This window comes from Rhodovulum tesquicola (genome assembly GCF_024128855.1).
In the GTDB taxonomy this organism is placed as follows: domain Bacteria; phylum Pseudomonadota; class Alphaproteobacteria; order Rhodobacterales; family Rhodobacteraceae; genus Rhodovulum; species Rhodovulum tesquicola.
Genome location: NZ_JAMYDV010000001.1, coordinates 456,108 through 477,061 on the forward strand (window position 1 = coordinate 456,108; position 20,954 = coordinate 477,061).

The window sequence follows — 20,954 nt, forward strand, 5'->3', positions numbered from 1 at the left end:
ATCAGGGGAACAGACCTTCGGGCGGATCCGCAATGAGGCGCCCCGCCGCAAGATCGACGGTGGGCACGCAGGCCGCGGTAAAGGGCAGCAGGACCGTCGATGTCAGCCCCGGCCCGTGGATCTCCAGAAGATCCCCGGCGCCATGGTCATGCACCGCCCGCACCCGGCCCAGAACCTTGCCGCCGGTATCCAGGACCTCAAGCCCGATCAGGTCGGCATGGTAGAACTCGTCATCGGGCAGGGCGGGCAGGGCGGCGCGGTCGGCGTGAAGCCGCACGCCTTTCAGCGCGTCGGCCTGTTCCTTGGTGGCGATGCCGGTCAGCCGGGCGGCAAACCCGCCCTTGACGGCGCGCGTCAGCGTCACCGCAAAGGACCGTTTGCCATCCTCGGTGAAAAGCGGGCCGTAGTCGGCGATGGATTCGGGTTCGGCGCAGAAGCTTTTCAGCCGCACCTCGCCCCGGACCCCGAAGGAACCGCCGATCACGCCCACACAGACACGGGTTTCGGCCATCTAGCGCCCCTCGACATGCAGCGCCTCGGCGCGCCGTTCCCAGCCGACCTCTTCCAGTTCGGGGTGGTCGCGTTCCACCTCGGGCCAGCCGATACAGAGATAGGCCACCAGCGACCAGTCGTCCGGCACTGCCAGATCGCGGCAAAGCCGGTCGGGATCGAGCACCGAGACCCAGCCCACGCCCAGCCCCTCGGCCCGGGCGGCCAGCCAGAACATCGAGATCGCGGCCACGACCGAATAGCGCCGCATCTCGGGCATGGTGGCCGCGCCCAGGCCCGCGCCCTGCGGCGTGGCCTCGTCGCAGAAGACGGCCAACTGCACCGGGGCGCGGTCCATGCCGGACAGCTTAAGCCGCGGATAAAGCGCGGCTTTCTCGCCGTCATAGCCCGCAAGGGCGGCGGCATTCGCGGCCTCGAAATTCGCGCGCGCGGCCTGGCGGGCGGTCTCGCTGTCCAGCCGCAGGATGCGCCAGGGCTCCGACAGGCCCACCGAGGGCGCCAGCCGGAACGCGTCAAGGCAGCGGTCCAGAAGCGCCTCGTCCACCGGGTCGGGGCGGAAGTGCCGGACGTCGCGCCGCCAGTGCATGAGCCGGAAAAGCTCGTCGCGGAAGGCGGGCGCGAACCGGTCGGGCTGGGGAGCCTGGGCGGGCATCGTTTACTCGGCGCTGGCCTCTGCGGCCTTGGCGGCCTTTTCCTCGGCGCGGGCCTTGGCCTTGGCGCCGGGCACGGCTTTCTTGGGGTTGCTGCGCTCGGTTTTCGCAACGATACCAGCGGTTTCCAGCATGCGGGCGATGCGGTCGGTCGGCTGGGCGCCCTGGCCGAGCCAATGCTTCACGCGGTCCAGATCCATGCGGACACGCTGTTCGTTGTCCTTGGCCAGAAGCGGGTTGTAGATGCCCAGCTTCTCGATGAAGCGGCCGTCGCGGGGGGCGCGGCTGTCGGCCACGACGATGCTGTAGAAGGGACGCTTTTTCGAGCCGCCGCGGGCGAGACGAAGTTTCAGTGCCATGTCAGTTTCTCCTGTATCTGGCGTTCGGCAGGGGTGCCTATTTCTGGTGTTCGATATGGTGTCGGATGACTTCCTGAATGACGAAGCTCAGGAATTTCTTGGCAAATTCCGGGTCGAGATCGGCCTCGCGGGCCAGTTGCTCAAGCCGGGCGATCTGGCTTTCCTCGCGCGCCGGGTCCGAGGGCGGAAGCCCGTGCTGCGCCTTGAGACGGCCCACGGCCTGGGTGTGCTTGAACCGCTCGCCCAGCGTGTAGACGAGGATCGCGTCCAGCCGGTCGATGCTGGCGCGGTGCTCGCGCAGAAGGTCTGCGGCGCGGGCGGTGGTGTCGGTCGCGGAGGTCACGCAGCGCTCCTTTCGTCGCGATTGGCAAATCGGAATTCCATCGGAATTCCATCGGACTTTCGTCGGACAAATTGCCCGATGTCAGGCCGCCCGGTGCCGGGCCGCCGCAGGGGATATGCCGGAGCGCGCCGCGTCATTTCTTCTTGCCGCCCAGCCCCGACAGACCCGGCGGAAGGTCCATGCCGCCCAGGCCGCCCATGCCACCGGGCAGCCCGCCGCCCATCCGGCGCGCGGCCTCTTCGAGCGCCTTGGGGTCCATGTCCGCGCCCATGCCGGGCAGTCCGCCCTTGCCCAGCATTCCGGACATGGCGCGTTTGAGCATGGCGCGGCCGCCTTTCTGGCCGAGCTTCTTCATCATGTCGGACATCTGGCGGTGCATCTTGAGCAGCTTGTTCAGCTCCGGCACCTCGAGACCCGCGCCCGCCGCGATGCGCCGCTTGCGGCTGGCCTGAAGGATCTGGGGATTGGCGCGTTCGACCTTGGTCATGGAATTTATCAGCGCGATCTGGCGGCGCAGGACCCCGTCGTCGAAACCCGCCTCGGCCATCTGGCCCTTCATCTTGCCCATGCCGGGCATCATGCCCATGATGCCCTCCATCCCGCCCATCTTGAGCATCTGGTCGAGCTGCATCTTCAGGTCGTTCATGTTGAACTGACCCTTCTGGAAGCGCTTCATCATCCGCTCGGCCTGTTCGGCCTCGATGGTGGCTTGCGCCTTTTCCACCAGCGACACGATATCGCCCATGCCGAGGATGCGGCCCGCGATGCGTTCGGGGTGGAATTCCTCCAGCGCGTCGAGCTTTTCGCCCAAGCCCACATACTTGATCGGCTTGCCGGTCACCGCGCGCATGGAAAGCGCCGCACCGCCCCGGCCGTCGCCATCCATCCGGGTCAGGATCACGCCCGAGATGCCGATGCGGCCGTCGAAATTCTCGGCCGTATGCACCGCGTCCTGACCGGTCAGGCCGTCCACGACCAGAAGCGTCTCGCGGGGCGTGGCGACGTCGCGCACGGCCTCGACCTCGGCCATCAGCGTCTCGTCGATCGACAGCCGCCCGGCGGTGTCCAGCATGTAGACGTCATAGCCGCCCATCGCGGCCTGCTGCTTGGCGCGTTTCGCGATGTCGACGGGTTTCTGTCCCGGCACGATGGGCAGGGTATCGACGCCGATCTGCGCGCCGAGGATGGCAAGCTGTTCCATCGCCGCCGGGCGGTTCACGTCGAGCGAGGCCATCAGCACCCGCTTGCCGTTCACCTCCTTCAGCCGTTTTGCCAGCTTGGCGGTGGTGGTGGTCTTGCCGCCGCCCTGAAGGCCGACCATCAGGATCGGCGCGGGCGGGTTGTCGATCTTGAGATATCCCGGTTCGCCCTCGCCGGTCAGCACGCGCACCAGCTCGTCATGGACGATCTTGACCACCTGCTGGCCGGGCGTGACCGAGCGCGTCACCTCCTGGCCGGTGGCTTTTTCCTGCACCGACTTGACGAAGCTGCGCGCGACGGGCAGCGAAACGTCGGCCTCCAGCAGCGCCACGCGGACCTCGCGCAGCGCGGTCTTGACGTCGTCCTCGCTCAGCGCGCCCTGCTTGGTCAGGCGGTCGAACACGCCGGACAGGCGGTCTGATAGACTTTCGAACATGGGCCGGGCCCTCCGTCGACCGTTGCACCTGCCCCCGATATGGGCGGGGACGCCTGAAATGTCAGCGCGACGAAGCGCCAAACGAGTGACGCCCCCGTGGGCGAAACCTCGCTGACGGGGGGCGATCCCGGTACATGACCGGGACCGGAAGGCGTGAACCGTTCCGGATATCGGGACGGCTTAAGCCATGGATGGGGGCGGGAGTCAAGTCCGGCCTGCCCGTGCGAGGGGGCAGGCCGGGGGCGCGTCAGGCGGCGCGGGGCAGTTGGTCGACCGCGGCATGGGCGGCGGCCAGGGCGGCCTCGGCATCCAGCGCGAGGCGGTCGGCGCCCAGCACGGTGATGTCGGTCAGCCCGAGGAAGCCCAGCACATGGGTGAGATACCGGGTGGCGAAGTCGAAATCCGAGCCGAAGGCGGTGCCGCCCGAAGCCGCGGCAACGATCACCCGCTTGGCCCCCAGCAGCCCTTCGGGCCCGGCCTCGGTATAGCGGAAGGTGACGCCCGCGCGGGCCACGAGGTCGATCCAGGCCTTCAGCGCGGCGGGCAGGCCGAAATTGTAGACCGGCAGGCCGATCACGATGGTATCGGCGGCCTTCAGTTCCGCGATCAGGCTGTCGGACAGCGCGAGTTCGGCGCGCTGCGCCTCGGTCCGGTCGGCTTCGGGGGTGAAATTGGCACCGATCCAGGCCTCGGTCAGCAGCGGCAGCCCCTCGGCCAGGTCGCGGGTCAGGATGCGGGTGTCGTCACCGGCAAGGCGGGCGGTGATGCGGTCGGTCAGCTCGCGCGAGACCGAGCCGTCGCGGCGGGCCGAACTGTCGATGCGCAGGATTGTGCGGGACATGGGAAACTCCGATGGGATGAGGATGTGAGGGGAAAATGGTCCTTGCGCTGGTGAACACAATTGCTCAAAATCAACAAGGTCTGTGAGTTGGCGCACATATGGATATCGACAACTGGGACGAAATCCGCACCGCCTATCACGTTGCCCGGCTGGGCACGGTCAGCGGCGCGGCCGAGGCGCTGGGGGTGCATCATGCGACCGTGATCCGCCATGTCGACGCGCTGGAGGCCCGGCTGGGGGTCAAGCTGTTCCAGCGCCATGCCCGCGGCTATACGCCGACCGAGGCGGGCGAGGAGCTGATGCAGGTGGCCCAGGTCACCGCCGAGCAGTTCGGCCAGCTTGCGGGACGGCTGCGCGGGCAGGGCGCGGCGATGACCGGCGATTTGGCGGTGACGACGGTGGATGCGCTGACGCCGCTGGTGGTGCCGGTGCTGGCGGGGTTCCAGGCCGATCATCCCGAGCTGTCGGTGCGGCTGATGGCCGATCCGCGGCTTTACCGGCTGGAATATGGCGAGGCGCATGTGGCGCTGCGGGCCGGCGCGCGGCCGGGCGAGCCCGACAATATCGTGCAGACGCTGTATGTGCAGAAAAGCGGGCTTTATGCCAGCCGTGACTATGTGGCGGCGCAGGGGGGGCTGGGCGAGGATGTCTCGGCCCACCGCTTCGTCGGACCCACCGACGAGGGGCATCCCGCGCCGTTCTACCGCTGGCTGCGGGCGCATGTCCCGGCCGAGCGGGTCACCTTTCGCGTGGGCGACATGCGCGGCGCGGTCGAGGCGGTCGAGGCGGGGGCGGGGATCGGGTTCGTGCCGCTCTGGCAGGCGCGCAACCTGCCCGATCTGGTCGAGATGCGCCCGCCGCGGCCCGAGTGGGAGGTGACGATCTGGCTGGTCACCCATGTCGATCTGCACCGCACGTCCAAGGTGCAGGCGCTGACCGCGCGGCTGAAGGAGGCGGCGCGGGAATGGCCCTGACCCGGGCCGAGGCGCTGCGCGGGCATCTGGCGATGCTGGCCTTTTCGGGGCTGGTGGCGGGCTCGTTCAGTTTCGGCAAGCTGATCGCCAACGATATCGACCCCGCCGCGCTGACCGCGCTGCGCTTTGCGCTGGCGGGCGGGCTGATCGGGGCGGCGGCGGCGCTGGGGCCGGGGCTGCGCGCGCACCGGTTCCGGGCGCCCTGGCGGTTCGTGATCCTGGGCGGGCTGTTCGGGGCCTATTTCGTGCTGATGTTCGAGGCGCTGAAGACCGCCGAGCCGGTGGCGACGGCGGCGATCTTTACCCTGACGCCGGTCATGGCGGCGGGGTTCGGCTGGCTGTTCCTGCGCCAACTGACAACGGGCCGGATGGCGCTGGCGCTGGCGGTGGGGGCGGCGGGGGCGCTTTGGGTGATCTTTCGCGGCGACCCGGCGGCGCTGATCGCGTTCGACCTGGGCCGGGGCGAGGCGGTGTTCTTCGTCGCCGCGCTGGCGCATGCCGCCTATACGCCGCTGGTGCGCAAGTTCAACCGGGGCGAGCCCGCGCTGGTCTTCACCTTCGGGATGATGATGGCGGCGCTGGTGCTGCTGCTGATCTACGGGCTGCCGTCCATCCGCGCGACCGACTGGGCCGCGCTGCCCGCGCGGGTCTGGTGGGTGGTGCTGTACCTGGCGGTCTTTACCAGCGCGGTGACCTTCGTGCTGTTGCAATATGCGGCGATGCGGCTGCCCTCGGCCAAGGTGATGGCCTATACCTACCTGACGCCGAGCTGGGTGATCGGCTGGGAGATCGCGCTGGGCAATGCCGCGCCCCGCGGGCTGGTGCTGGGGGGGATCGGGCTGACGGTTGTCGCGCTGGTCCTGCTGCTGAAAGAGGACGGGTAGGGCGGGTCTTTACAGGCCCTCCCGGCAGGCGTCGTCGGAGGCGTGCTGCGCCGCCGCCCCGTCGTCGAGTTCAATCCGCAGGAACCGCTCGAACGCGTCGAGATCCACGGGGTCGAACTGGCCGAAGCCCTGCATCCAGACCGAGGCATCGCGCAGCGCGTCGGGTTCGAGCTTGCACCATTTCACCCGGCCGCGCTTTTCCTGGCTGATGAGGCCCGCGCGGGTCAGGATGACCAGATGTTTCGAGATCGCGGCCAGCGACATCTCGAAGGGCGTGGCGACATCGGTCACGGCCATGTCGTCCTCGAGCAGCATGGCGAGGATCGCGCGCCGGGTGGGGTCGGCGAGGGCGGCGAAAACGATGTCGAGCCGGTCATCCATGGCCGGAGCATGGGCCGCCCGCCGCCCGATCGTCAACCGGAAGGTTGAATATGCAGCGCGCCCGAAAGCCGGGGATGCGGCGGCGCAGCGTTCCATGAAACCGTTTGCAAACAATGGCTTGGCGCGGAATATGGGCGCTTGACTCATGTCGGTGCCCTCTCTAGGTTCGCGGCGACTGTCCCAGGGGGCGCTCGGGGTGATTGATCCGGCGGAAAAGGAGCGGCTTGAGCGGCTCGAAGCGCGGATCGAGGCCTTGAAGAAGGCCGAGGCCGCCGAGCCCGGCAAGCGCCACCAGGACGAACACTATTCCCAGGCGCAACTGGCCTGGCGGATGGTGATCGAGCTTGTCGCCGGTCTGGGGATCGGCTTCGGCATCGGGTATGCGGTGGACCTGTGGCTGGGGACGCTGCCGATCTTCCTGGTGCTGTTCATATTGCTGGGCTTTGCCGCCGGGGTGCGCGTGATGATGCGCTCGGCGCAGGAGGTCCAGAGGCAACAGGTGGCCGAACAGGCCGCCAAGGACGACAAGAGGGATTGAACGTGGCAAGCGACCAAGCGACCGGCGGCCTGCAGATCCACCCGATGGACCAGTTCATCGTCAAGCCGCTGTTCGGCGGCGATGCGATCCACTGGTACACGCCCACCAACGTGACGCTGTGGATGGCGCTTGCGGTGGTCTGCGTGGTGCTGTTGCTGGTGATCGGCACGCGCGGGCGCGCGCTGGTGCCCAGCCGGGTGCAGTCGATCGCCGAGCTGGCCTATGGCTTCGTCTACAAGATGGTCGAGGATGTCTCGGGCAAGGACGGGGTGAAATACTTCCCCTACATCATGACGCTGTTCATCTTCATCGTCTTCGCGAACTTCCTGGGCCTGATCCCGATGGCGTTCACCACGACGTCGCATATCGCGGTGACGGCGACCATGGCGCTGGCGGTGTTCTTCTTCGTGACCATCCTGGGCGTGGTCAAGAACGGCATCGGCTTTCTCAGCCTGTTCTGGATCAGCGCCGCGCCGCTGGCGCTGCGGCCGATCCTGGCGCTGATCGAGGTGATTTCCTACTTCGTCCGGCCGGTCAGCCATTCCATCCGTCTTGCCGGCAACATGATGGCCGGGCACGCGGTCATCAAGGTGTTCGCGGGCTTTGCGGGCGTGCTGGGCGTGGGCGCCGTGTTCCCGCTGGCCGCCATCACCGCGGTCTATGCACTGGAGGTTCTGGTGTCCTTCATCCAGGCCTATGTCTTCGCGATCCTCACCTGCGTCTACCTGCGCGATGCGCTGCATCCGCATCACTGACGCATTCCGAAATCTGCCAATTCCAACGTAAGGAGAAATCGACATGGAAGGCGATATCGTTCAAATGGGTGCCTATATCGGTGCGGGCCTGGCATGCACCGGCATGGGCGGCGCCGCTGTCGGTGTGGGCCATGTTGTCGGCAACTACATCTCGGGTGCGCTGCGCAACCCGTCGGCGGCCGCCTCGCAGACCGCGACCATGTTCATCGGTATCGCGTTCGCCGAAGCGCTGGGGATCTTCTCGTTCCTCGTCGCGCTTCTGCTGATGTTCGCCGTCTGATCTCCCGAACCGATCCTTACGGCCGGGTGGGGGCTTTGACAGCGCCCTCCCGGTGTAATCCCGGGGTCCAGGGGGACGACAATGGCAACTGATACGAAAGCGGCCGAACCGGTCGGCATGCCGCAACTCGATTTCGCGACCTTCCCCAACCAGATCTTCTGGCTGGTGGTGACTCTGGTCGTGATCTATTTCGTGCTGTCGCGCATCGCGCTGCCGCGCATCGCGGCCGTTCTGGCCGAGCGTCAGGGCACGATCTCGAACGACATCACCGCCGCGGACGAGCTGAGGCTGAAGGCGCAGGAAGCCGAGCGGGCCTATGAGAAGGCGCTGTCCGATGCCCGTGCCGAGGCGCAGCGCATCGTCGCCGCGACGAAGGCCGAGATCAAGGCGGACCTCGCCGCGGCCACCGCCCGGGCGGATGCCGAGATATCGGCGCGTGCGGCCGAGGCCGAGAAGCAGATCGCCGAGATCCGCGAGAACGCGATGGAAAGCGTGACCATCGTCGCCCGCGCGACGGCTGGCGAGCTGGTCGCGGCGCTGGGCTTCCAGGCCGACGAGGCCGCGGTGACCGCGGCGGTCGACGCCAAGGTGAAGGGGTGAGGGGCATGAAGAAACTCGCAATCGCGGCCAGCCTTGTCGCCAGCCCGGCCTTCGCCGCGTCGGGGCCGTTCTTCTCGCTCTACAACACCGATTTCGTGGTGCTGCTGTCCTTTCTCGCCTTTGTCGGCGTGCTGGTCTACCTGAAGGTGCCCGGCAAGCTGGCGGGGATGCTAGACAAGCGCGCGGAAGGGATCCAGCGCGAGCTGGACGAGGCGCGCGCACTGCGCGAAGAGGCGCAGTCGGTCCTGGCCTCCTATGAGCGCAAGCAGAAGGAGGTCCAGGAGCAGGCCGAGCGCATCGTCGCGAGCGCCCGCACCGAGGCCGAGGCGGCCGCCGCGAAGGCCAAGGAAGACCTGAAATCCACGATCGAGCGCCGCCTTGCGGCCGCCGACGAGCAGATCGAGTCGGCCAAGACCAGCGCGGTGCGCGAGGTGCGCGACCGGGCGATCACAGTGGCGGTGGCGGCTGCGCGCGAGGTGGTGGCCCGGCAGATGACCGACGCGTCCAACGACCGCCTGGTCGAAGCGGCCATCGGCGATGTTCAGGCCAAGCTCAAGCTGCACTGAGCGGCGGAACGGGACAGCAAGACGGCCCGGCGGGGAACTGCCGGGCCTTTTGCGTTGCGCGGGCCGGGACGGTCAGCCGCGGGCGCTGACCTGCTCCAGGCGCTGGCGGGCGATTTCCTCGTTGCGTTCCGATTGCAGGTGGTCGGCCAGCGCGGTCTCGACATAGCTCAGATGCCGTTCCACCGCGGCGCGGGCGGCGGGGGCGTCGCGGGCCTGAAGCGCGTCGTTGATCGCGCGGTGCTGGTCCAGCAGCATCGCCCGCGTGGTGCGCTGGCGGAACATGATCTGGCGGTTGTAGAAGACGCCCGCGCGCAACAGGTCGAACATCGCGCGCATCACATGCAGCATCACCAGATTATGCCCCGCCTCGATGATCGCGAGGTGAAATTCGGCATCCAGACGGGCCTCGTCGGCGGGGTTGCGCTTGGCATGCGCGGTCTCCATCCGGCGGAAGATCGCGTCGATCACGGCAAGATCGGTGTCCGAGCCGCGGCGGGCGGCGCGTTCGGCGGCCATCGCCTCGACGTCGCGGCGAAAGGCGATGTAGTCGAACAGCGCCGCGTCATGGCGGGCGAAAAGCTGGACCAGCGCCTCGGGGAAGGCCGCGCCCAACACTTCGGCGACGAAGAGCCCCGCGCCGGGGCGGCTGACCAGCAGGCCGCGATCCTGCAATTCGGCGATGGCCTCGCGCAGCGAGGGGCGCGAGACGCCCAGCTTGTCCGACAGGTCGCGTTCCGAGGGCAGCCGTTCGCCCGGGCGCAGGATGCCGCGCAGGATCAGAAGCTCGATCTGGCGGACCACGGCGCCGGAAAGCTTTTCGGGGTGAACCTTCTGGAAGGGCATGGCCGAACTCCCTGAAACCGGTCAGAAGATATGACCACTTCGGGGCGGCGGCAACGGCCAATGCGCGGTCTCCCCGCCGGTCGGACCGGCGGGGACGCGCCCGGGTTCAGGTGGTCGGGCGGATGACGATTTCGACCCGGCGGTTCTGCGCCCGGCCTTCGGGCGTCAGGTTCGAGGCGACGGGCTGTTCCTCGCCCCGGCCATAGGCACGGATGCGCCGCGGATCGACGCCCGCGCCGGTGAGCACCGCCGCGACCGAGCCAGCCCGGCGGGAGGACAGATCCTGGTTGTAGCTGGCCGACCCGGTATTGTCGGTGTGCCCGATCACGTCGACGGTGCTGTTGGGATACTGGTTCAGGCTGCGCGACAGCACGCGCAGGTCGGCCTGAAGGTCGGAGCGCACCGCGGCACTGTCGGTGGCGAACAGGATGCCCTGGGGCATGGTCACCACCAGTTCCGAGCCGGTGTTGACGACGCGGATCTCGTCGCTGCTGAAATCGCGGCGCAGTTCGGCCGCCTGCCGGTCGAGCCCGCTGCCGATCGCCGCGCCTGCCGCCGCCCCGACCGCCGCACCGACCAGCGCATCGCGCTTGTCGCGCTTGCCGCCATCGGTGACGATCATGCCGGTGACCGCGCCGAGGCCAGCGCCGAGCAGCGCGCCTTCCTTGGTGCGCTGGCGGGGATCGCCGGTATCGGTGGTGGTGGGCGTGCAGGCCGCCAGCGCCAGCGCGCCGGCCGCGGCCAGGATGAGGGGGGTCTTCGCTTGCATCGGGTGTGCCTCTTGCTTCGGGTCCGGCTGATCCGGACGTCAATACAGAATATAGTGAATCCTGCGCGCTCATGCGAGGGGGTGCGCGCTCCGGCGGCAAGCTGGCGATCACGGGGTCGTGGCGGCGGGGGGCTCCGCGGCCTCGGCGCGGGCGGATTCCCAGGCGAGCATCGCGCGCTTGACCGGCAGGCCCCAGTGATAGCCGCCAAGCCCGCCGCCCGCGCGCAGGACGCGGTGGCAGGGGATCAGGAAGGCGACGGGGTTGCGGCCGACCGCGGTTCCGACGGCGCGGGCGGCGCGGGGGCTGCCGATGGCGCGGGCGATCTCGGCATAGGTGGTGACATGGCCCGAGGGGATCGCCAGCAGCGCCTCCCAGACCTTGATCTGGAAGGGGGCGCCGATCAGGTGCAGCCGGGTGGATCCCTGGCCGAAGGCGGCGGCGACGAGCGGTGCGACGGGGTCGGGATCCTCGGTGAAACTGGCCGCGGGCCAGCGGGCGGTCAGGTCGGCATGGGCGGCGGCGGGGCCGGTCTCGTCGGTGAAGGCCAGCCCGCACAGGCCGCGATCGGTGGCCATCGCCAGCGCCTGGCCGAAGGGGGTGGGGAACAGCCCGTGGCGGATCGTCAGCCCGGCCCCGGCGCGGGCATAGGTGCCGGGGCTCATCGCCTCCCATGTCAGGAACAGGTCATGCAGCCGTCCCGCGCCGCTCAGCCCCAGCGCGTCCGCCGTGGCCAGCGTGGTGAAATGCGCGCGCATCAGGGCGCGGGCATGGTCGAGCGCCAGGTATTGCTGGTAACGCTTGGGCGAGACGCCGGCCCAGCGCGAGAAGACGCGCTGGAAATGCGCGGGGCTCATCTCCATCTCGGCGGCGAGTCGGTCGAGCGGCAGGGGCTGGCCGCCCGCCGCGTCGATCCGTGCGATGGCGCGGCGGATGACCTGGTAATGATAGCTGTCGGTGCTGTCCTGCATCGGCGCAGGATAGGCGCCGCGCCGCAGGGGCGCGACCCGAAAGATGCGCGAAATCGCCGTTGCCTCCGGCCCGGGGGGCGGGCATAGGGATGGCATGGCGCAGCCGCTTGATTACAGAACGATCCGCGAGATCTTTGCCCGGTTTCACGCCGCCGAGCCCGAGCCGAAGGGCGAGCTGGAGCATGTGAACGCCTATACCCTGCTGGTCGCGGTGGCGCTGTCGGCGCAGGCGACCGATGTGGGGGTGAACCGCGCGACGCGGGGGCTGTTCGCGGTGGTGGACACGCCCGAGAAGATGCTGGCCCTGGGCGAGGAGGGGCTGATCGGGCATATCCGCACGATCGGTCTTTACCGCAACAAGGCGAAGAACGTGATGAAGATGTCGCGCATCCTGGTCGAGGAGTATGGCGGCGAGGTGCCGTCCTCGCGTGCGGCGTTGCAGGCGCTGCCCGGCGTGGGGCGCAAGACGGCGAATGTGGTCCTGAACATGTGGTGGGGGCTGCCTGCGCAGGCGGTGGACACGCATATCTTTCGCGTCGGCAACCGCACCCGGATCGCGCCGGGAAAGAGTGTCGAGGCGGTCGAGCGCGCCATCGAGGACAATGTTCCCGCCGAGTTCCAGCGCCACGCCCATCACTGGTTGATCCTGCACGGCCGCTATGTCTGCAAGGCGCGCAAGCCCGTCTGCGGCAATTGCCTGATCCGCGATCTCTGCCCCCATGAGGACAAGACACCATGACCAAACCCTATCACGTCGTCGGCATCGGCAATGCGCTGGTCGACATCCTGGCCCATGCCGAGGACGCCTTTCTGGAGGCGCATGGCATCGAGAAGGGCATCATGCAGCTGATCGACATGGAGCGCGCGGTCGAGCTTTACGGCCGGGTCGGTCCGGCGCAGGAGATCTCGGGCGGGTCGGCGGCGAACACGATCGCGGGGATTGCCCGGCTTGGCGGGCGGACGGCCTATGTCGGCAAGGTCAAGGACGACCAGCTGGGCGGGATCTTTGCCCATGATTTGCGCGCGCAGGGGGCGCATTACACGACCCGCCCCGCGCCGAAGGACACCGAGGGCGAGACCGGGCGCTGCATCGTGCTGGTCACGCCCGATGGCGAGCGGTCGATGAACACCTATCTGGGCGTCACCGAACATCTGACGCCCGCCGATATCGACGAACGCCAGATGGCCGGGGCGGAATGGATCTACCTTGAGGGCTACCGTTTCGACGGGCCGGAAAGCCACGAGGCCTTCGCCCGTGCCATCGGCTCGGCCAGGGCGGCGCGGGGGCGGGTGTCGCTGACGCTGTCCGACCCGTTCTGCGTGGAACGCCACCGCGAGGCGTTCCGGCGGATGATCCGCGAGGATGTGGACCTGCTGTTCGCGAACCGGGCCGAGATCCTGTCGATGTACGAGACCGAGGATTTCCACGAGGCGCTGAGCCGGGCCGCGGCCGAGATCGACATCGTCGCCTGCACCGACAGCGAGAACGGCGCGCATGTGCTGGCCGAGGGGCAGCATTGGCATGTGCCCGCGGTGCCGACGCAGGTGGTGGATGCGACCGGGGCGGGCGATCTGTTCGCCGCGGCCTTCCTGTGGGGGCTGACCCATGGTCACGACCTGGAAATCTGCGGGCGGATGGGCTGTGTCGCGGCGAGCGAGATCATCAGCCATATCGGCGCGCGCCCCGAGGCCGATCTGTCCGCGCTGTTCCGCCAGCACGGCCTGGTCTGAGCCGCTCTTTCCGCTTCGGAAATCCCGCGTCCGGGCGTAGACTGGCGCCCGGGCCGGTGAGGGGCCTTCCTGTGGTTTTCCAGTGCGTTCCGTTTCCTGCCCCGTGCCGGTGAGCGTTGAACCATAGGGGGAACATCCATGGGAGACCTATCGCGTTACGTGATCCTGCGCGACCGCAATGCCGATCTGCGCAAGCGCATCACGGGCGAAGCCTTCGGCGAGGCGCCGGGGATGGCCGGTGTGCTGGGCGAGGCGGCCGGGCCGCGGCTGGGGGCGGCCATCAGCACCATGCTGCCGCCCGGACCCGAGCTTGACAGTGCCGACCTGACCGCGAATGAGGCCAAGGACGCGATGCGTCAGGGCGATGTGGTGGGTGTGGTGCGCTCGATCCCGACGGCGCTGATCGTGCCGAAGGCGACGGCTGCCGACGCCGCGGCGACCGATACCTGGGGCATCGGGGCGGTGCGCGCCGATGCCTCGCCCTTTACCGGTGCAGGCGTCAGGGTAGCGGTGCTGGATACCGGCATCGACGCGGCCCACCCGGCCTTTGCGGGGATGACGCTGGTCCAGCAGGACTATACCGGCGAGGGCGATGGCGACGGCAACGGGCATGGCACCCATTGCGCGGGCACGATCTTTGGCCGGGACGTGAACGGCCAGCGGATCGGCGTGGCGCGCGGGGTGAGTGAGGCCTTCATCGGCAAGGTGCTGAACGCGGAAGGCTCGGGCAGTTCCGAGATGATGTTCAGCGCGCTCAAGCGGGCGTCGGAGGAACGGGTTCAGGTGATCTCGATGTCGCTGGGATTCGATTTTCCCGGTCTCGTCAAGTTGCTGATCGAAGAGGAGGATTTCCCCGCCGATCTGGCCACCTGGATCGCGCTGGAAGGGTTCCGCACCAATCTGGCGATGTTCAACGCGCTGATGAACATGATCCGGCAGCAGGCGGTGTTCGATGGCGGCACGGTGGTTATCGCGGCCAGCGGCAACGAGAGCCGCCGCGAGATCCATCCCAATTACGAGGTCGGCGCCTCGGTCCCGGCGGTGGCCGAGGGCTGCATCGCGGTGGGCGCGCTCCAGCAGGGCGCGGCGGGGCTGCGGATCGCCGATTTCTCGAACACCAATCCCGATATCGCCGCGCCGGGCGTGGGGGTTCTGTCGGCCAGGGCGGGCGGCGGGCTGGTCGCGCTGTCGGGCACCTCGATGGCCTGTCCGCATGTCGCGGGGCTGGCCGCCTTGTGGTGGGAGGCGACGCGCGCGGGGGCGCTGCCGGCCAATGCCGGGACGGTCAGCATGCGGTTGCTGTCCTCGGCCACGGTGGCGGGCATCGCGCCGGGCGTGCAGGTCGCCGATCGCGGGCAGGGGCTGGCGCAGGCGCCGCTGTCGCCGATCGGCTGAGGCGGGCGGGGCCGGGCGGCTGGGGGTCAGTCGCCCAGCTTGGCATGCACCTCGTCAAGGTCGACCTCGCCCAGCGGCATGCGGTTGGCGGGATCGTCGAAATCGTAGCGGAACAGCGCGAAGTCGCGGCGGTAGATCTCGTGCATCAGGTGCATGGCGAGGTCGTCGAAATACGCCTCGACAGGGTGGGCGCGTTTCGGGCCGTGGGAGGCGGATTCGTTGAAGCGGGGGATGGCGGCAAGGTCGATCCGGTGCGGCGTGTCGGCGGCGTCCAGCACGGCCTGCATCCCCTGGTCGAAACGTTCGGTGAAGAAGATGCGGTCATAGCGCCCGCCGCCCAGGATGAAGGTCGAGATATGGCCCGACATGGCCGACCAGTGGATGTCCGGATCCATCGGTTTGCGCCAGCGGATGGTGTCGCGGGCAAACAGCAGGAAGCGGCGGAAGCTGGCGATCTGGTCGAACTCGGCGCTGCCATCTGGGCCGCCGACATCTATCCCGTATTTCTGCACCAGCATGGGCACCAGCTTGCCGCGATAGCGGTTGCCGTTGCGCTGGATGCCGCAGATCTTGTCGAAAAACGACGACAGGATGCGGGAATAGGGGTTGCGCACGCAGGTAAAGGCGGGCGCGCTGCGGGCACGCACCACGCGGTCGATGGGCCCTTGGCTGTCGTCCTGTGCCCATTTGTGCAGCCCTTCGGTGGCGTCGTGGATGTCGCCGTCGAAGAACTGGCCGTGGTCGGAGAAATACATGATCTGGCCGATGGTCGAGCAGGCGCATTTCGGCACGACGCGGTAGACCATGCTTTCGCTGGTCGTCATCCAGGTGCCGGGAAAGCCCATCCTCGCCTCCGCTGTGCCGACGCGATTCTGCGCCGTCCCTGACGGTTCTAGGCGGGAAAATCATAACAAATTTTCAACGAAGACCGGCGCATGGTCGGGGCGTGCGCAAAACCGGAGGCGGGCCGCGAGAGATGGCGAGAATCGCCTATATCCTTCTGTGCCACAAGGCGCCCGACGAGGTCATCGCCCAGGCCCGGCGGCTGAGTGCGGCGGGGGATTTCGTCGCGATCCATCATGACGGGCGCGCGCCTGCGGGCGAGCATGCGGCGATCCGCGCGGCGCTGGCGGGCGATCCGGGGGTTGTGTTCGCGCGGCGGCGGGTGAAATGCGGCTGGGGCGGGTGGTCGCTGGTGGAGGCCACGCTGGAGGCGCTGCGCGCGGCGCTGGCGGCCTTCCCGCGGGCGAGCCATTTCTACATGCTGTCGGGCGATTGCATGCCGATCAAGACGGCCGAATATGCCCATGCCTTTCTCGATGCCCGCGACGCCGACCATATCGAGTGCTTTGATTTCTTCGAGTCGGACTGGATCCGCACCGGGATCAGGGAAGAACGGCTGATCTATCGCCACCCGTTCAACGAGCGCCGTCACAGGCGGCTGTTCTACGCCACGCTGGCGGTGCAGCGGCGGCTGGGGCTGAGGCGGGCGATCCCGGCCGATCTGCGGGTGATGATCGGCAGCCAGTGGTGGTGCCTGCGCCGCCGCACGGTCGAGGCGGTGCTGGATTTCATCCGCGCCCGGCCCGACGTGGTGCGGTTCTTTCGTGGCACATGGATCCCCGACGAGAGCTTTTTCCAGACGCTGGTGCGCCATCTGGTGCCCGCGGCCGAGATCAGCGCGCGCACGCCCACCTTCCTGATGTTCACCGATTACGGGATGCCGGTGACCTTCTACAACGATCATTACGACCTGCTGCTGGCGCAGGATTTCCTGTTCGCGCGCAAGATCTCGCCCGAGGCGCAGGACCTCAAGGCGCGGCTGGGAACGCTTTATGCCGCGCGGGGCGTGGATTTCCCGATCTCGGACGAGGGGCGGCGGCTGCATGCATTCCTGACCGGGCAGGGGCGGGTCGGGCGGCGGTTCGCGCCCCGCATCTGGGAGACCGAGGCAAGCCTGGGGCCGGGGCGCGAATTGCTGATCGTGACCTGCAAGAAATGGCATGTGGCCCGGCGGCTGGTCGCGCGGATGCGCGAGGTGACGGGGGTGCCGGGCGTCGGCTACCTGTTCGACGAAGAGGCGGCGGGCCTGCCCGATCTGGGCGGCATCGCGGCGAGCCTTGAGAAGCGCAACCGCCACCGCCGGGCGCTGGTGCGGATGCTGTTCGACCATTTCGGGACCGACCGGCTGGCGATCTGCCTCGATCCCGCGGGCATCGAGGCGATGCGCGATTTCGATGCCGACCGCGCCCGCGTGGGCGTGCTGGAGATCCGCTGCGATTTCAGCGATGCGGACCTGGCCGGGCATGCGCGGCGCGTCGGGCTGGCGGGCGAGCGCACCCCGGACGAGGCGCTGGCGAGGCTGTTGCCGACGATCCGGCGCGACATCGGGTTCGAAAGCGACCGGCTGGACGGGGCGGGGTTCGCCGGCCTGCTGCGGATCGACCAGCGTCGCGGGGCGGCCGAAAACGCGGCCCCTCTGGCGCAGTTCCTCTCGATCCCCTACGAAACGGCAGGCAAGATCGCCGCGACCGACCAGCTTTTCGCCGATTGAGGAGGCCCCATGCCCTATGTCTATGACGACCAGAACGTGTTCGCGAAGATCCTGCGCGGCGAGATCCCGAACGACACGGTGATGGAAACCACCTACACGCTGGCCTTCAACGATATCGCGCCGCAGGCGCCGGTGCATGTGCTGGTGATCCCCAAGGGGCCCTATGTATGCTACGATCATTTCGCACAGGACGCCTCGGCGGCCGAGATCGCGGATTTCACCCGTGTCGTCGGCGAGATCTGCCGCCAGAAGGGCTTGCGGCCGGGCGAGGGCGGCGCGGGCTACCGGCTGATCGCCAATTCCGGCCGCGACGCGATCCAGGAGGTGCCGCACATGCATGTGCATATCCTGGGCGGGCGCGATCTGGGCCGGATGCTGGCCCCGGCCTGAGGCGCAAGGCACCTGCCGCATTTTCGGGCGGGCGCCCGGTTTTTCGCCCGCCGACCCCTGCGCGGGGCTTGCACAGCGGCGCGTCCGTTCCCATGATCGCCACAAATCTGGAGGCGCACGCAACGGAATGAGCGACGGGAACAGGGGGCCGGGCTTCGGCCGGAGCGAGGCGGCACAGGGCTACCTGCTGGTGGCGACACCGCTGGCCTATGCGCTGCTGCTGCTGGCCGCGCCGCTGGGGGCGATCCTGCTGTTCAGCTTCTGGTCGCAGGATTACCTGACCATCGACACCGCGCTGACGCTGAAGAACTATCGCGAGGCGCTGTCCGACCCGCTCTATCGCCAGTTGCTGCTGCGCTCGCTGTTGATCTCGGCGGCGGTGACGACGGCGACGGTGCTGGCGGCGTTTCCGATCGCCTATTACGTCTCGTTCCATGTCGCGCCGGAACGCAAGGCGATGTGGATCTTCCTGATCACCATCCCGTTCTGGACCTCCTACCTGATCCGCGTGTTCCTGTGGAAGGTGATCCTGGGCTATAACGGGGTGTTCAACACCACGCTGCTGGGCCTCGGCATCATCGACGAGCCGCTGACCTTCATCCTCTACAACGCGAATGCGGTGGTCATCACGCTGGCCCATGCCTATGCGCCCTTCGCGATCCTGCCGATCTTCGTGGCGCTGGAAAAGATCGACCGAAGCCTGCACGAGGCCAGCCAGGATCTGGGCGAGGGCTATCTTTCGACCTTCTGGCGGGTGACGCTGCCGCTGGCGATGCCCGGCGTGGTGGCGGCGGTGCTGATCGTGTTCATCCCGACGATCGGGGATTACGTCACGCCGGTGCTGGTGGGCGGACCGGACGGGCGGATGATCGCCAACATGATCCAGACCCAGTTCCTGCGGCTGAACAATGCGCCGATGGGGGCTGCGCTGGCCGTGCTGACCATGGCGATGGTCACGGTCGTGGCGCTGGTCTTCGTGTTCCTCAACCGCCGTTACCTGCGAGGCCGGCAATGAAACGGCCGCTGCGCGTCTACGCGATCCTTTACCTCTGCTTTCTCTATGCGCCGATCGCGCTGCTGCCGGTCTTCGCCTTCAATGACGGCACGGTGATCGCCTTTCCGCTGAGGGGCTTTACCTGGGACTGGTTCCGCCAGCTTGCCGGGATCCCGGCGCTGCATGCGGCGGTGCTGAACAGCCTGAAGATCGCGGTGATCTCGGCGATCCTGGCGACCTGCCTGGGCGTGCTGGCGGCGCGGGCCGCGACGCGCTTCGCCTTTCCCGGCAAGAAGGGGATCATGGGGCTGATCATGCTGCCGCTGGTGCTGCCCGAGATCATCGTGGCGGTGTCGCTGCTGGTGGTGCTGCTGCAACTGGGGCTGAGCCTCGGGGCCTGGACGGTGATCCTGGGCCATGTGCTGATCGCGACGCCCTTTGCCATCGCGATCCTGAACTCGGCCTTCCAGGGGCTCGACCGCTCGCTCGAAGAGGCGGCGGTGGATCTGGGCGAGACGAAATGGTCCAGCTTTCGCCTTGTCACGCTGCCGCTGGTGATGCCGGGGATCATCTCGTCGCTGCTGATCGCCTTCACCATCTCGCTGGACGAGTTCATCATCGCCTTCTTCCTGACCGGGACCGAACCGACGCTGCCCGTCTATCTCTGGGGCCAGATGCGCTTTCCGCAGCGGCTGCCGGTGATCATGGCGCTGGGCACGATCCTCGTGCTGGCCTCGGTCCTGTTGCTGGCGATTGCCGAATATGCCCGCCGCCGGGGCGCCGCGCGCACCGGGCAGAAAGACGCCGGAGGATTCCTGTGAAAGACACGCGCACCGAGGCCCGGCCGATCATCACGCTGGAGGCGGTGGAGAAATATTACGGCGACTACCACGCGCTGCGCGGCATCAGCGCCGAGATCCGGCAGGGCGAGTTCTTCTCGCTGCTCGGCCCCTCGGGCTGCGGCAAGACCACGCTGCTGCGCACCATCGCCGGGTTCGAGGACCTGTCCGCAGGGCGGCTGTTCATCGACGGGCAGGACATGGCCGGGGTGCCTGCCAACAGGCGGCCCACCAACATGGTGTTCCAGTCCTACGCGATCTTTCCCCATCTCAGCGTCGCCGAGAATGTGGGCTTCGGGCTGCGCCGATCGGGCCTGTCCCGGGCCGAGCGCGCCGCGAAGGTCGAGCAGGCGCTTGCCATGGTGGGGCTTGCGGGCTTTGGCGGACGGGCGGCGCATGCGCTTTCGGGCGGACAACGCCAGCGGGTGGCGCTGGCGCGCGCGCTGATCCTGGAACCCAAGGTGCTGCTGCTCGACGAGCCGCTTTCGGCGCTCGACAAGAAGATGCGCGACCAGATGCAGGTCGAACTGCGCCGGTTGCAGCGGCAGGTGGGCATCACCTTCATCCTCGTCACCCATGACCAGGAAGAGGCGCTGATCATGTCCGACCGCATCGCGGTGATGTTCGAGGGGCAGATCGCGCAGCTCGACACGCCGCAGATGCTCTATCGCCGCCCGGTCACGCGGCAGGTGGGCGAGTTCATCGGGGTGATGAACTTCCTGCCCGCCCGCGCCACCGTCACCGACGAGACCCATATCGAGGTCGATGTCTCGGGGCTGGGGCGCGCGGTGATCGGCCCCGACCAGTTGCCCGGCGGCTGGCATCCCGGCCAGACCCAGAGCGTGGGCATCCGCCCCGAGACCATGTCGATCCTGTTCCCCGGGGAAACCACCGACCGGCGCGTGGCGACCGGCACCGTCGAGGATCTCGCCTATTACGGCGACATGACCTATTACGAGGTCCGCCTCGACGGGGGGGACCGGCCGATGACGATCTCGATGAAGAACCTCGTCGGCCGCCCGGTCCTGGAACGCGGCACCGAGGCCCGTGTTGCCTGGGATGCCCGCTCGCTGGTGCTGTTCGCCTGAAACCCCCGACCTGCCCTTCTTCTGGCCGGAAATATCCCGGGGGGAGTCCGCAAGGACGGGGGGCA

26 protein-coding genes are annotated in these 20,954 nt (G+C 68.1%); 15 read left to right on the forward strand and 11 right to left on the reverse strand.

Annotated features, from left to right (window positions below):
* Position 1: 1 nt before the first annotated feature.
* From rimM to NHN26_RS02190, 6 genes are all read right to left on the reverse strand, one after another.
* The gene (rimM, locus tag NHN26_RS02165; protein ID WP_253087874.1) at positions 2–511 is read right to left on the reverse strand and encodes a ribosome maturation factor RimM; all 510 of its coding nucleotides are present in this window, start codon (positions 509–511) and stop codon (positions 2–4) included.
* On the reverse strand, positions 512–1,162 hold the full coding sequence (gene bluB, locus NHN26_RS02170) for a 5,6-dimethylbenzimidazole synthase (protein WP_253087875.1): 651 nt from the start codon (positions 1,160–1,162) through the stop codon (positions 512–514). It lies immediately after the preceding gene.
* A gap of 3 nt (positions 1,163–1,165) precedes the next feature.
* Entirely contained in the window at positions 1,166–1,519 is a 354-nt protein-coding gene (rpsP, locus tag NHN26_RS02175) for a 30S ribosomal protein S16 (RefSeq protein WP_253087876.1), read from the reverse strand.
* A gap of 37 nt (positions 1,520–1,556) precedes the next feature.
* Positions 1,557–1,862 carry a chorismate mutase gene (locus NHN26_RS02180; protein WP_243642059.1) on the reverse strand — a complete coding sequence of 102 codons (306 nt, stop codon included), beginning with the start codon at positions 1,860–1,862 and terminating at the stop codon, positions 1,557–1,559.
* Positions 1,863–1,995: 133 nt separating this feature from the next.
* Entirely contained in the window at positions 1,996–3,498 is a 1,503-nt protein-coding gene (gene ffh / locus NHN26_RS02185) for a signal recognition particle protein (RefSeq protein ID WP_253087877.1), read from the reverse strand.
* Positions 3,499–3,745: 247 nt separating this feature from the next.
* A complete protein-coding gene (locus NHN26_RS02190; RefSeq protein ID WP_253087878.1) occupies positions 3,746–4,339 on the reverse strand; it encodes an FMN-dependent NADH-azoreductase in 594 nt (197 codons plus the stop codon).
* A 104-nt stretch (positions 4,340–4,443) separates the two neighbouring features.
* Between NHN26_RS02190 and NHN26_RS02195 the strand changes: the two genes are divergently transcribed.
* Positions 4,444–5,313 carry a LysR family transcriptional regulator gene (locus NHN26_RS02195; RefSeq protein ID WP_253087961.1) on the forward strand — a complete coding sequence of 290 codons (870 nt, stop codon included), beginning with the start codon at positions 4,444–4,446 and terminating at the stop codon, positions 5,311–5,313.
* A complete protein-coding gene (locus NHN26_RS02200; RefSeq protein WP_253087879.1) occupies positions 5,304–6,197 on the forward strand; it encodes a DMT family transporter in 894 nt (297 codons plus the stop codon). The genes NHN26_RS02195 and NHN26_RS02200 overlap by 10 nt, the downstream gene beginning before the upstream one ends.
* 9 nt (positions 6,198–6,206) lie before the next feature.
* Here NHN26_RS02200 and NHN26_RS02205 read toward each other — a convergent pair whose 3' ends face one another.
* Positions 6,207–6,578 carry an ArsR/SmtB family transcription factor gene (locus NHN26_RS02205; RefSeq protein ID WP_132695630.1) on the reverse strand — a complete coding sequence of 124 codons (372 nt, stop codon included), beginning with the start codon at positions 6,576–6,578 and terminating at the stop codon, positions 6,207–6,209.
* A gap of 196 nt (positions 6,579–6,774) precedes the next feature.
* On the opposite strand from NHN26_RS02205, the gene NHN26_RS02210 reads away from it, so the two are divergent.
* The 5 genes from NHN26_RS02210 (at position 6,775) to NHN26_RS02230 (ending at position 9,317) form a co-directional block, all read left to right on the forward strand.
* The gene (locus tag NHN26_RS02210) at positions 6,775–7,116 is read left to right on the forward strand and encodes an AtpZ/AtpI family protein (RefSeq protein WP_253087880.1); all 342 of its coding nucleotides are present in this window, start codon (positions 6,775–6,777) and stop codon (positions 7,114–7,116) included.
* 2 nt (positions 7,117–7,118) lie between these two features.
* Positions 7,119–7,871: a F0F1 ATP synthase subunit A gene (locus NHN26_RS02215; RefSeq protein ID WP_354595916.1), complete on the forward strand. Its 753-nt coding sequence runs from the start codon at positions 7,119–7,121 to the stop codon at positions 7,869–7,871.
* A 43-nt stretch (positions 7,872–7,914) separates the two neighbouring features.
* Positions 7,915–8,151: a F0F1 ATP synthase subunit C gene (locus NHN26_RS02220; protein ID WP_074220027.1), complete on the forward strand. Its 237-nt coding sequence runs from the start codon at positions 7,915–7,917 to the stop codon at positions 8,149–8,151.
* A gap of 81 nt (positions 8,152–8,232) precedes the next feature.
* On the forward strand, positions 8,233–8,751 hold the full coding sequence (locus NHN26_RS02225) for a F0F1 ATP synthase subunit B' (RefSeq protein ID WP_253087881.1): 519 nt from the start codon (positions 8,233–8,235) through the stop codon (positions 8,749–8,751).
* Positions 8,752–8,756: 5 nt separating this feature from the next.
* Positions 8,757–9,317 carry a F0F1 ATP synthase subunit B gene (locus tag NHN26_RS02230; protein ID WP_253087882.1) on the forward strand — a complete coding sequence of 187 codons (561 nt, stop codon included), beginning with the start codon at positions 8,757–8,759 and terminating at the stop codon, positions 9,315–9,317.
* A gap of 72 nt (positions 9,318–9,389) precedes the next feature.
* On the opposite strand, the gene NHN26_RS02235 is transcribed toward NHN26_RS02230, so the two are convergent.
* From NHN26_RS02235 to NHN26_RS02245, 3 genes are all read right to left on the reverse strand, one after another.
* Entirely contained in the window at positions 9,390–10,160 is a 771-nt protein-coding gene (locus NHN26_RS02235; protein ID WP_253087883.1) for a FadR/GntR family transcriptional regulator, read from the reverse strand.
* A 106-nt stretch (positions 10,161–10,266) separates the two neighbouring features.
* On the reverse strand, positions 10,267–10,929 hold the full coding sequence (locus tag NHN26_RS02240) for a YiaD family glycine zipper/OmpA-like lipoprotein (protein ID WP_253087884.1): 663 nt from the start codon (positions 10,927–10,929) through the stop codon (positions 10,267–10,269).
* A gap of 108 nt (positions 10,930–11,037) precedes the next feature.
* A complete protein-coding gene (locus tag NHN26_RS02245; RefSeq protein ID WP_253087885.1) occupies positions 11,038–11,898 on the reverse strand; it encodes a methylated-DNA--[protein]-cysteine S-methyltransferase in 861 nt (286 codons plus the stop codon).
* 94 nt (positions 11,899–11,992) lie between these two features.
* Between NHN26_RS02245 and nth the strand changes: the two genes are divergently transcribed.
* From nth to NHN26_RS02260, 3 genes are all read left to right on the forward strand, one after another.
* Positions 11,993–12,637 carry an endonuclease III gene (gene nth, locus NHN26_RS02250; RefSeq protein WP_253087886.1) on the forward strand — a complete coding sequence of 215 codons (645 nt, stop codon included), beginning with the start codon at positions 11,993–11,995 and terminating at the stop codon, positions 12,635–12,637.
* Positions 12,634–13,629, forward strand: coding sequence for an adenosine kinase (locus NHN26_RS02255; protein WP_253087887.1), 996 nt, complete (start codon positions 12,634–12,636; stop codon positions 13,627–13,629). Before nth ends, NHN26_RS02255 begins: the two co-directional genes overlap by 4 nt.
* 138 nt (positions 13,630–13,767) lie before the next feature.
* Positions 13,768–15,024, forward strand: a complete 1,257-nt coding sequence (locus NHN26_RS02260) for a S8 family peptidase (protein WP_253087888.1) — start codon at positions 13,768–13,770, stop codon at positions 15,022–15,024.
* A gap of 26 nt (positions 15,025–15,050) precedes the next feature.
* Here the strand turns inward: NHN26_RS02260 and NHN26_RS02265 are convergent, their stop codons facing one another.
* On the reverse strand, positions 15,051–15,869 hold the full coding sequence (locus NHN26_RS02265; protein WP_253087889.1) for a sulfotransferase family protein: 819 nt from the start codon (positions 15,867–15,869) through the stop codon (positions 15,051–15,053).
* Positions 15,870–16,000: 131 nt separating this feature from the next.
* Between NHN26_RS02265 and NHN26_RS02270 the strand changes: the two genes are divergently transcribed.
* From NHN26_RS02270 to NHN26_RS02290, 5 genes are all read left to right on the forward strand, one after another.
* Entirely contained in the window at positions 16,001–17,578 is a 1,578-nt protein-coding gene (locus NHN26_RS02270) for a DUF5928 domain-containing protein (RefSeq protein ID WP_253087890.1), read from the forward strand.
* 9 nt (positions 17,579–17,587) lie between these two features.
* Positions 17,588–17,968, forward strand: a complete 381-nt coding sequence (locus NHN26_RS02275; protein WP_253087891.1) for an HIT domain-containing protein — start codon at positions 17,588–17,590, stop codon at positions 17,966–17,968.
* Positions 17,969–18,095: 127 nt separating this feature from the next.
* Positions 18,096–18,983 carry an ABC transporter permease gene (locus tag NHN26_RS02280; RefSeq protein ID WP_253087892.1) on the forward strand — a complete coding sequence of 296 codons (888 nt, stop codon included), beginning with the start codon at positions 18,096–18,098 and terminating at the stop codon, positions 18,981–18,983.
* Complete coding sequence (locus NHN26_RS02285) at positions 18,980–19,783, forward strand: ABC transporter permease (RefSeq protein ID WP_253087893.1); 804 nt, start codon at positions 18,980–18,982, stop codon at positions 19,781–19,783. The genes NHN26_RS02280 and NHN26_RS02285 overlap by 4 nt, the downstream gene beginning before the upstream one ends.
* On the forward strand, positions 19,780–20,889 hold the full coding sequence (locus NHN26_RS02290; protein WP_253087894.1) for an ABC transporter ATP-binding protein: 1,110 nt from the start codon (positions 19,780–19,782) through the stop codon (positions 20,887–20,889). Before NHN26_RS02285 ends, NHN26_RS02290 begins: the two co-directional genes overlap by 4 nt.
* Positions 20,890–20,954 lie beyond the last annotated feature (65 nt).

Excerpts from the sequence above, each read along its gene's own strand:
- rimM (WP_253087874.1), bottom strand. The coding sequence starts at position 511 with ATGGCCGAAACCCGTGTCTGTGTGGGCGTGATCGGCGGTTCCTTCGGG.
- bluB (WP_253087875.1), bottom strand. The coding sequence starts at position 1,162 with ATGCCCGCCCAGGCTCCCCAGCCCGACCGGTTCGCGCCCGCCTTCCGC.
- rpsP (WP_253087876.1), bottom strand. The coding sequence starts at position 1,519 with ATGGCACTGAAACTTCGTCTCGCCCGCGGCGGCTCGAAAAAGCGTCCC.
- ffh (WP_253087877.1), bottom strand. The coding sequence starts at position 3,498 with ATGTTCGAAAGTCTATCAGACCGCCTGTCCGGCGTGTTCGACCGCCTG.
- NHN26_RS02190 (WP_253087878.1), bottom strand. The coding sequence starts at position 4,339 with ATGTCCCGCACAATCCTGCGCATCGACAGTTCGGCCCGCCGCGACGGC.
- NHN26_RS02200 (WP_253087879.1), top strand. The coding sequence starts at position 5,304 with ATGGCCCTGACCCGGGCCGAGGCGCTGCGCGGGCATCTGGCGATGCTG.
- NHN26_RS02205 (WP_132695630.1), bottom strand. The coding sequence starts at position 6,578 with ATGGATGACCGGCTCGACATCGTTTTCGCCGCCCTCGCCGACCCCACC.
- NHN26_RS02220 (WP_074220027.1), top strand. The coding sequence starts at position 7,915 with ATGGAAGGCGATATCGTTCAAATGGGTGCCTATATCGGTGCGGGCCTG.
- NHN26_RS02225 (WP_253087881.1), top strand. The coding sequence starts at position 8,233 with ATGGCAACTGATACGAAAGCGGCCGAACCGGTCGGCATGCCGCAACTC.
- NHN26_RS02230 (WP_253087882.1), top strand. The coding sequence starts at position 8,757 with ATGAAGAAACTCGCAATCGCGGCCAGCCTTGTCGCCAGCCCGGCCTTC.
- NHN26_RS02235 (WP_253087883.1), bottom strand. The coding sequence starts at position 10,160 with ATGCCCTTCCAGAAGGTTCACCCCGAAAAGCTTTCCGGCGCCGTGGTC.
- NHN26_RS02240 (WP_253087884.1), bottom strand. The coding sequence starts at position 10,929 with ATGCAAGCGAAGACCCCCCTCATCCTGGCCGCGGCCGGCGCGCTGGCG.
- NHN26_RS02245 (WP_253087885.1), bottom strand. The coding sequence starts at position 11,898 with ATGCAGGACAGCACCGACAGCTATCATTACCAGGTCATCCGCCGCGCC.
- nth (WP_253087886.1), top strand. The coding sequence starts at position 11,993 with ATGGCGCAGCCGCTTGATTACAGAACGATCCGCGAGATCTTTGCCCGG.
- NHN26_RS02255 (WP_253087887.1), top strand. The coding sequence starts at position 12,634 with ATGACCAAACCCTATCACGTCGTCGGCATCGGCAATGCGCTGGTCGAC.
- NHN26_RS02260 (WP_253087888.1), top strand. The coding sequence starts at position 13,768 with ATGGGAGACCTATCGCGTTACGTGATCCTGCGCGACCGCAATGCCGAT.
- NHN26_RS02265 (WP_253087889.1), bottom strand. The coding sequence starts at position 15,869 with ATGGGCTTTCCCGGCACCTGGATGACGACCAGCGAAAGCATGGTCTAC.
- NHN26_RS02270 (WP_253087890.1), top strand. The coding sequence starts at position 16,001 with ATGGCGAGAATCGCCTATATCCTTCTGTGCCACAAGGCGCCCGACGAG.
- NHN26_RS02275 (WP_253087891.1), top strand. The coding sequence starts at position 17,588 with ATGCCCTATGTCTATGACGACCAGAACGTGTTCGCGAAGATCCTGCGC.
- NHN26_RS02280 (WP_253087892.1), top strand. The coding sequence starts at position 18,096 with ATGAGCGACGGGAACAGGGGGCCGGGCTTCGGCCGGAGCGAGGCGGCA.
- NHN26_RS02285 (WP_253087893.1), top strand. The coding sequence starts at position 18,980 with ATGAAACGGCCGCTGCGCGTCTACGCGATCCTTTACCTCTGCTTTCTC.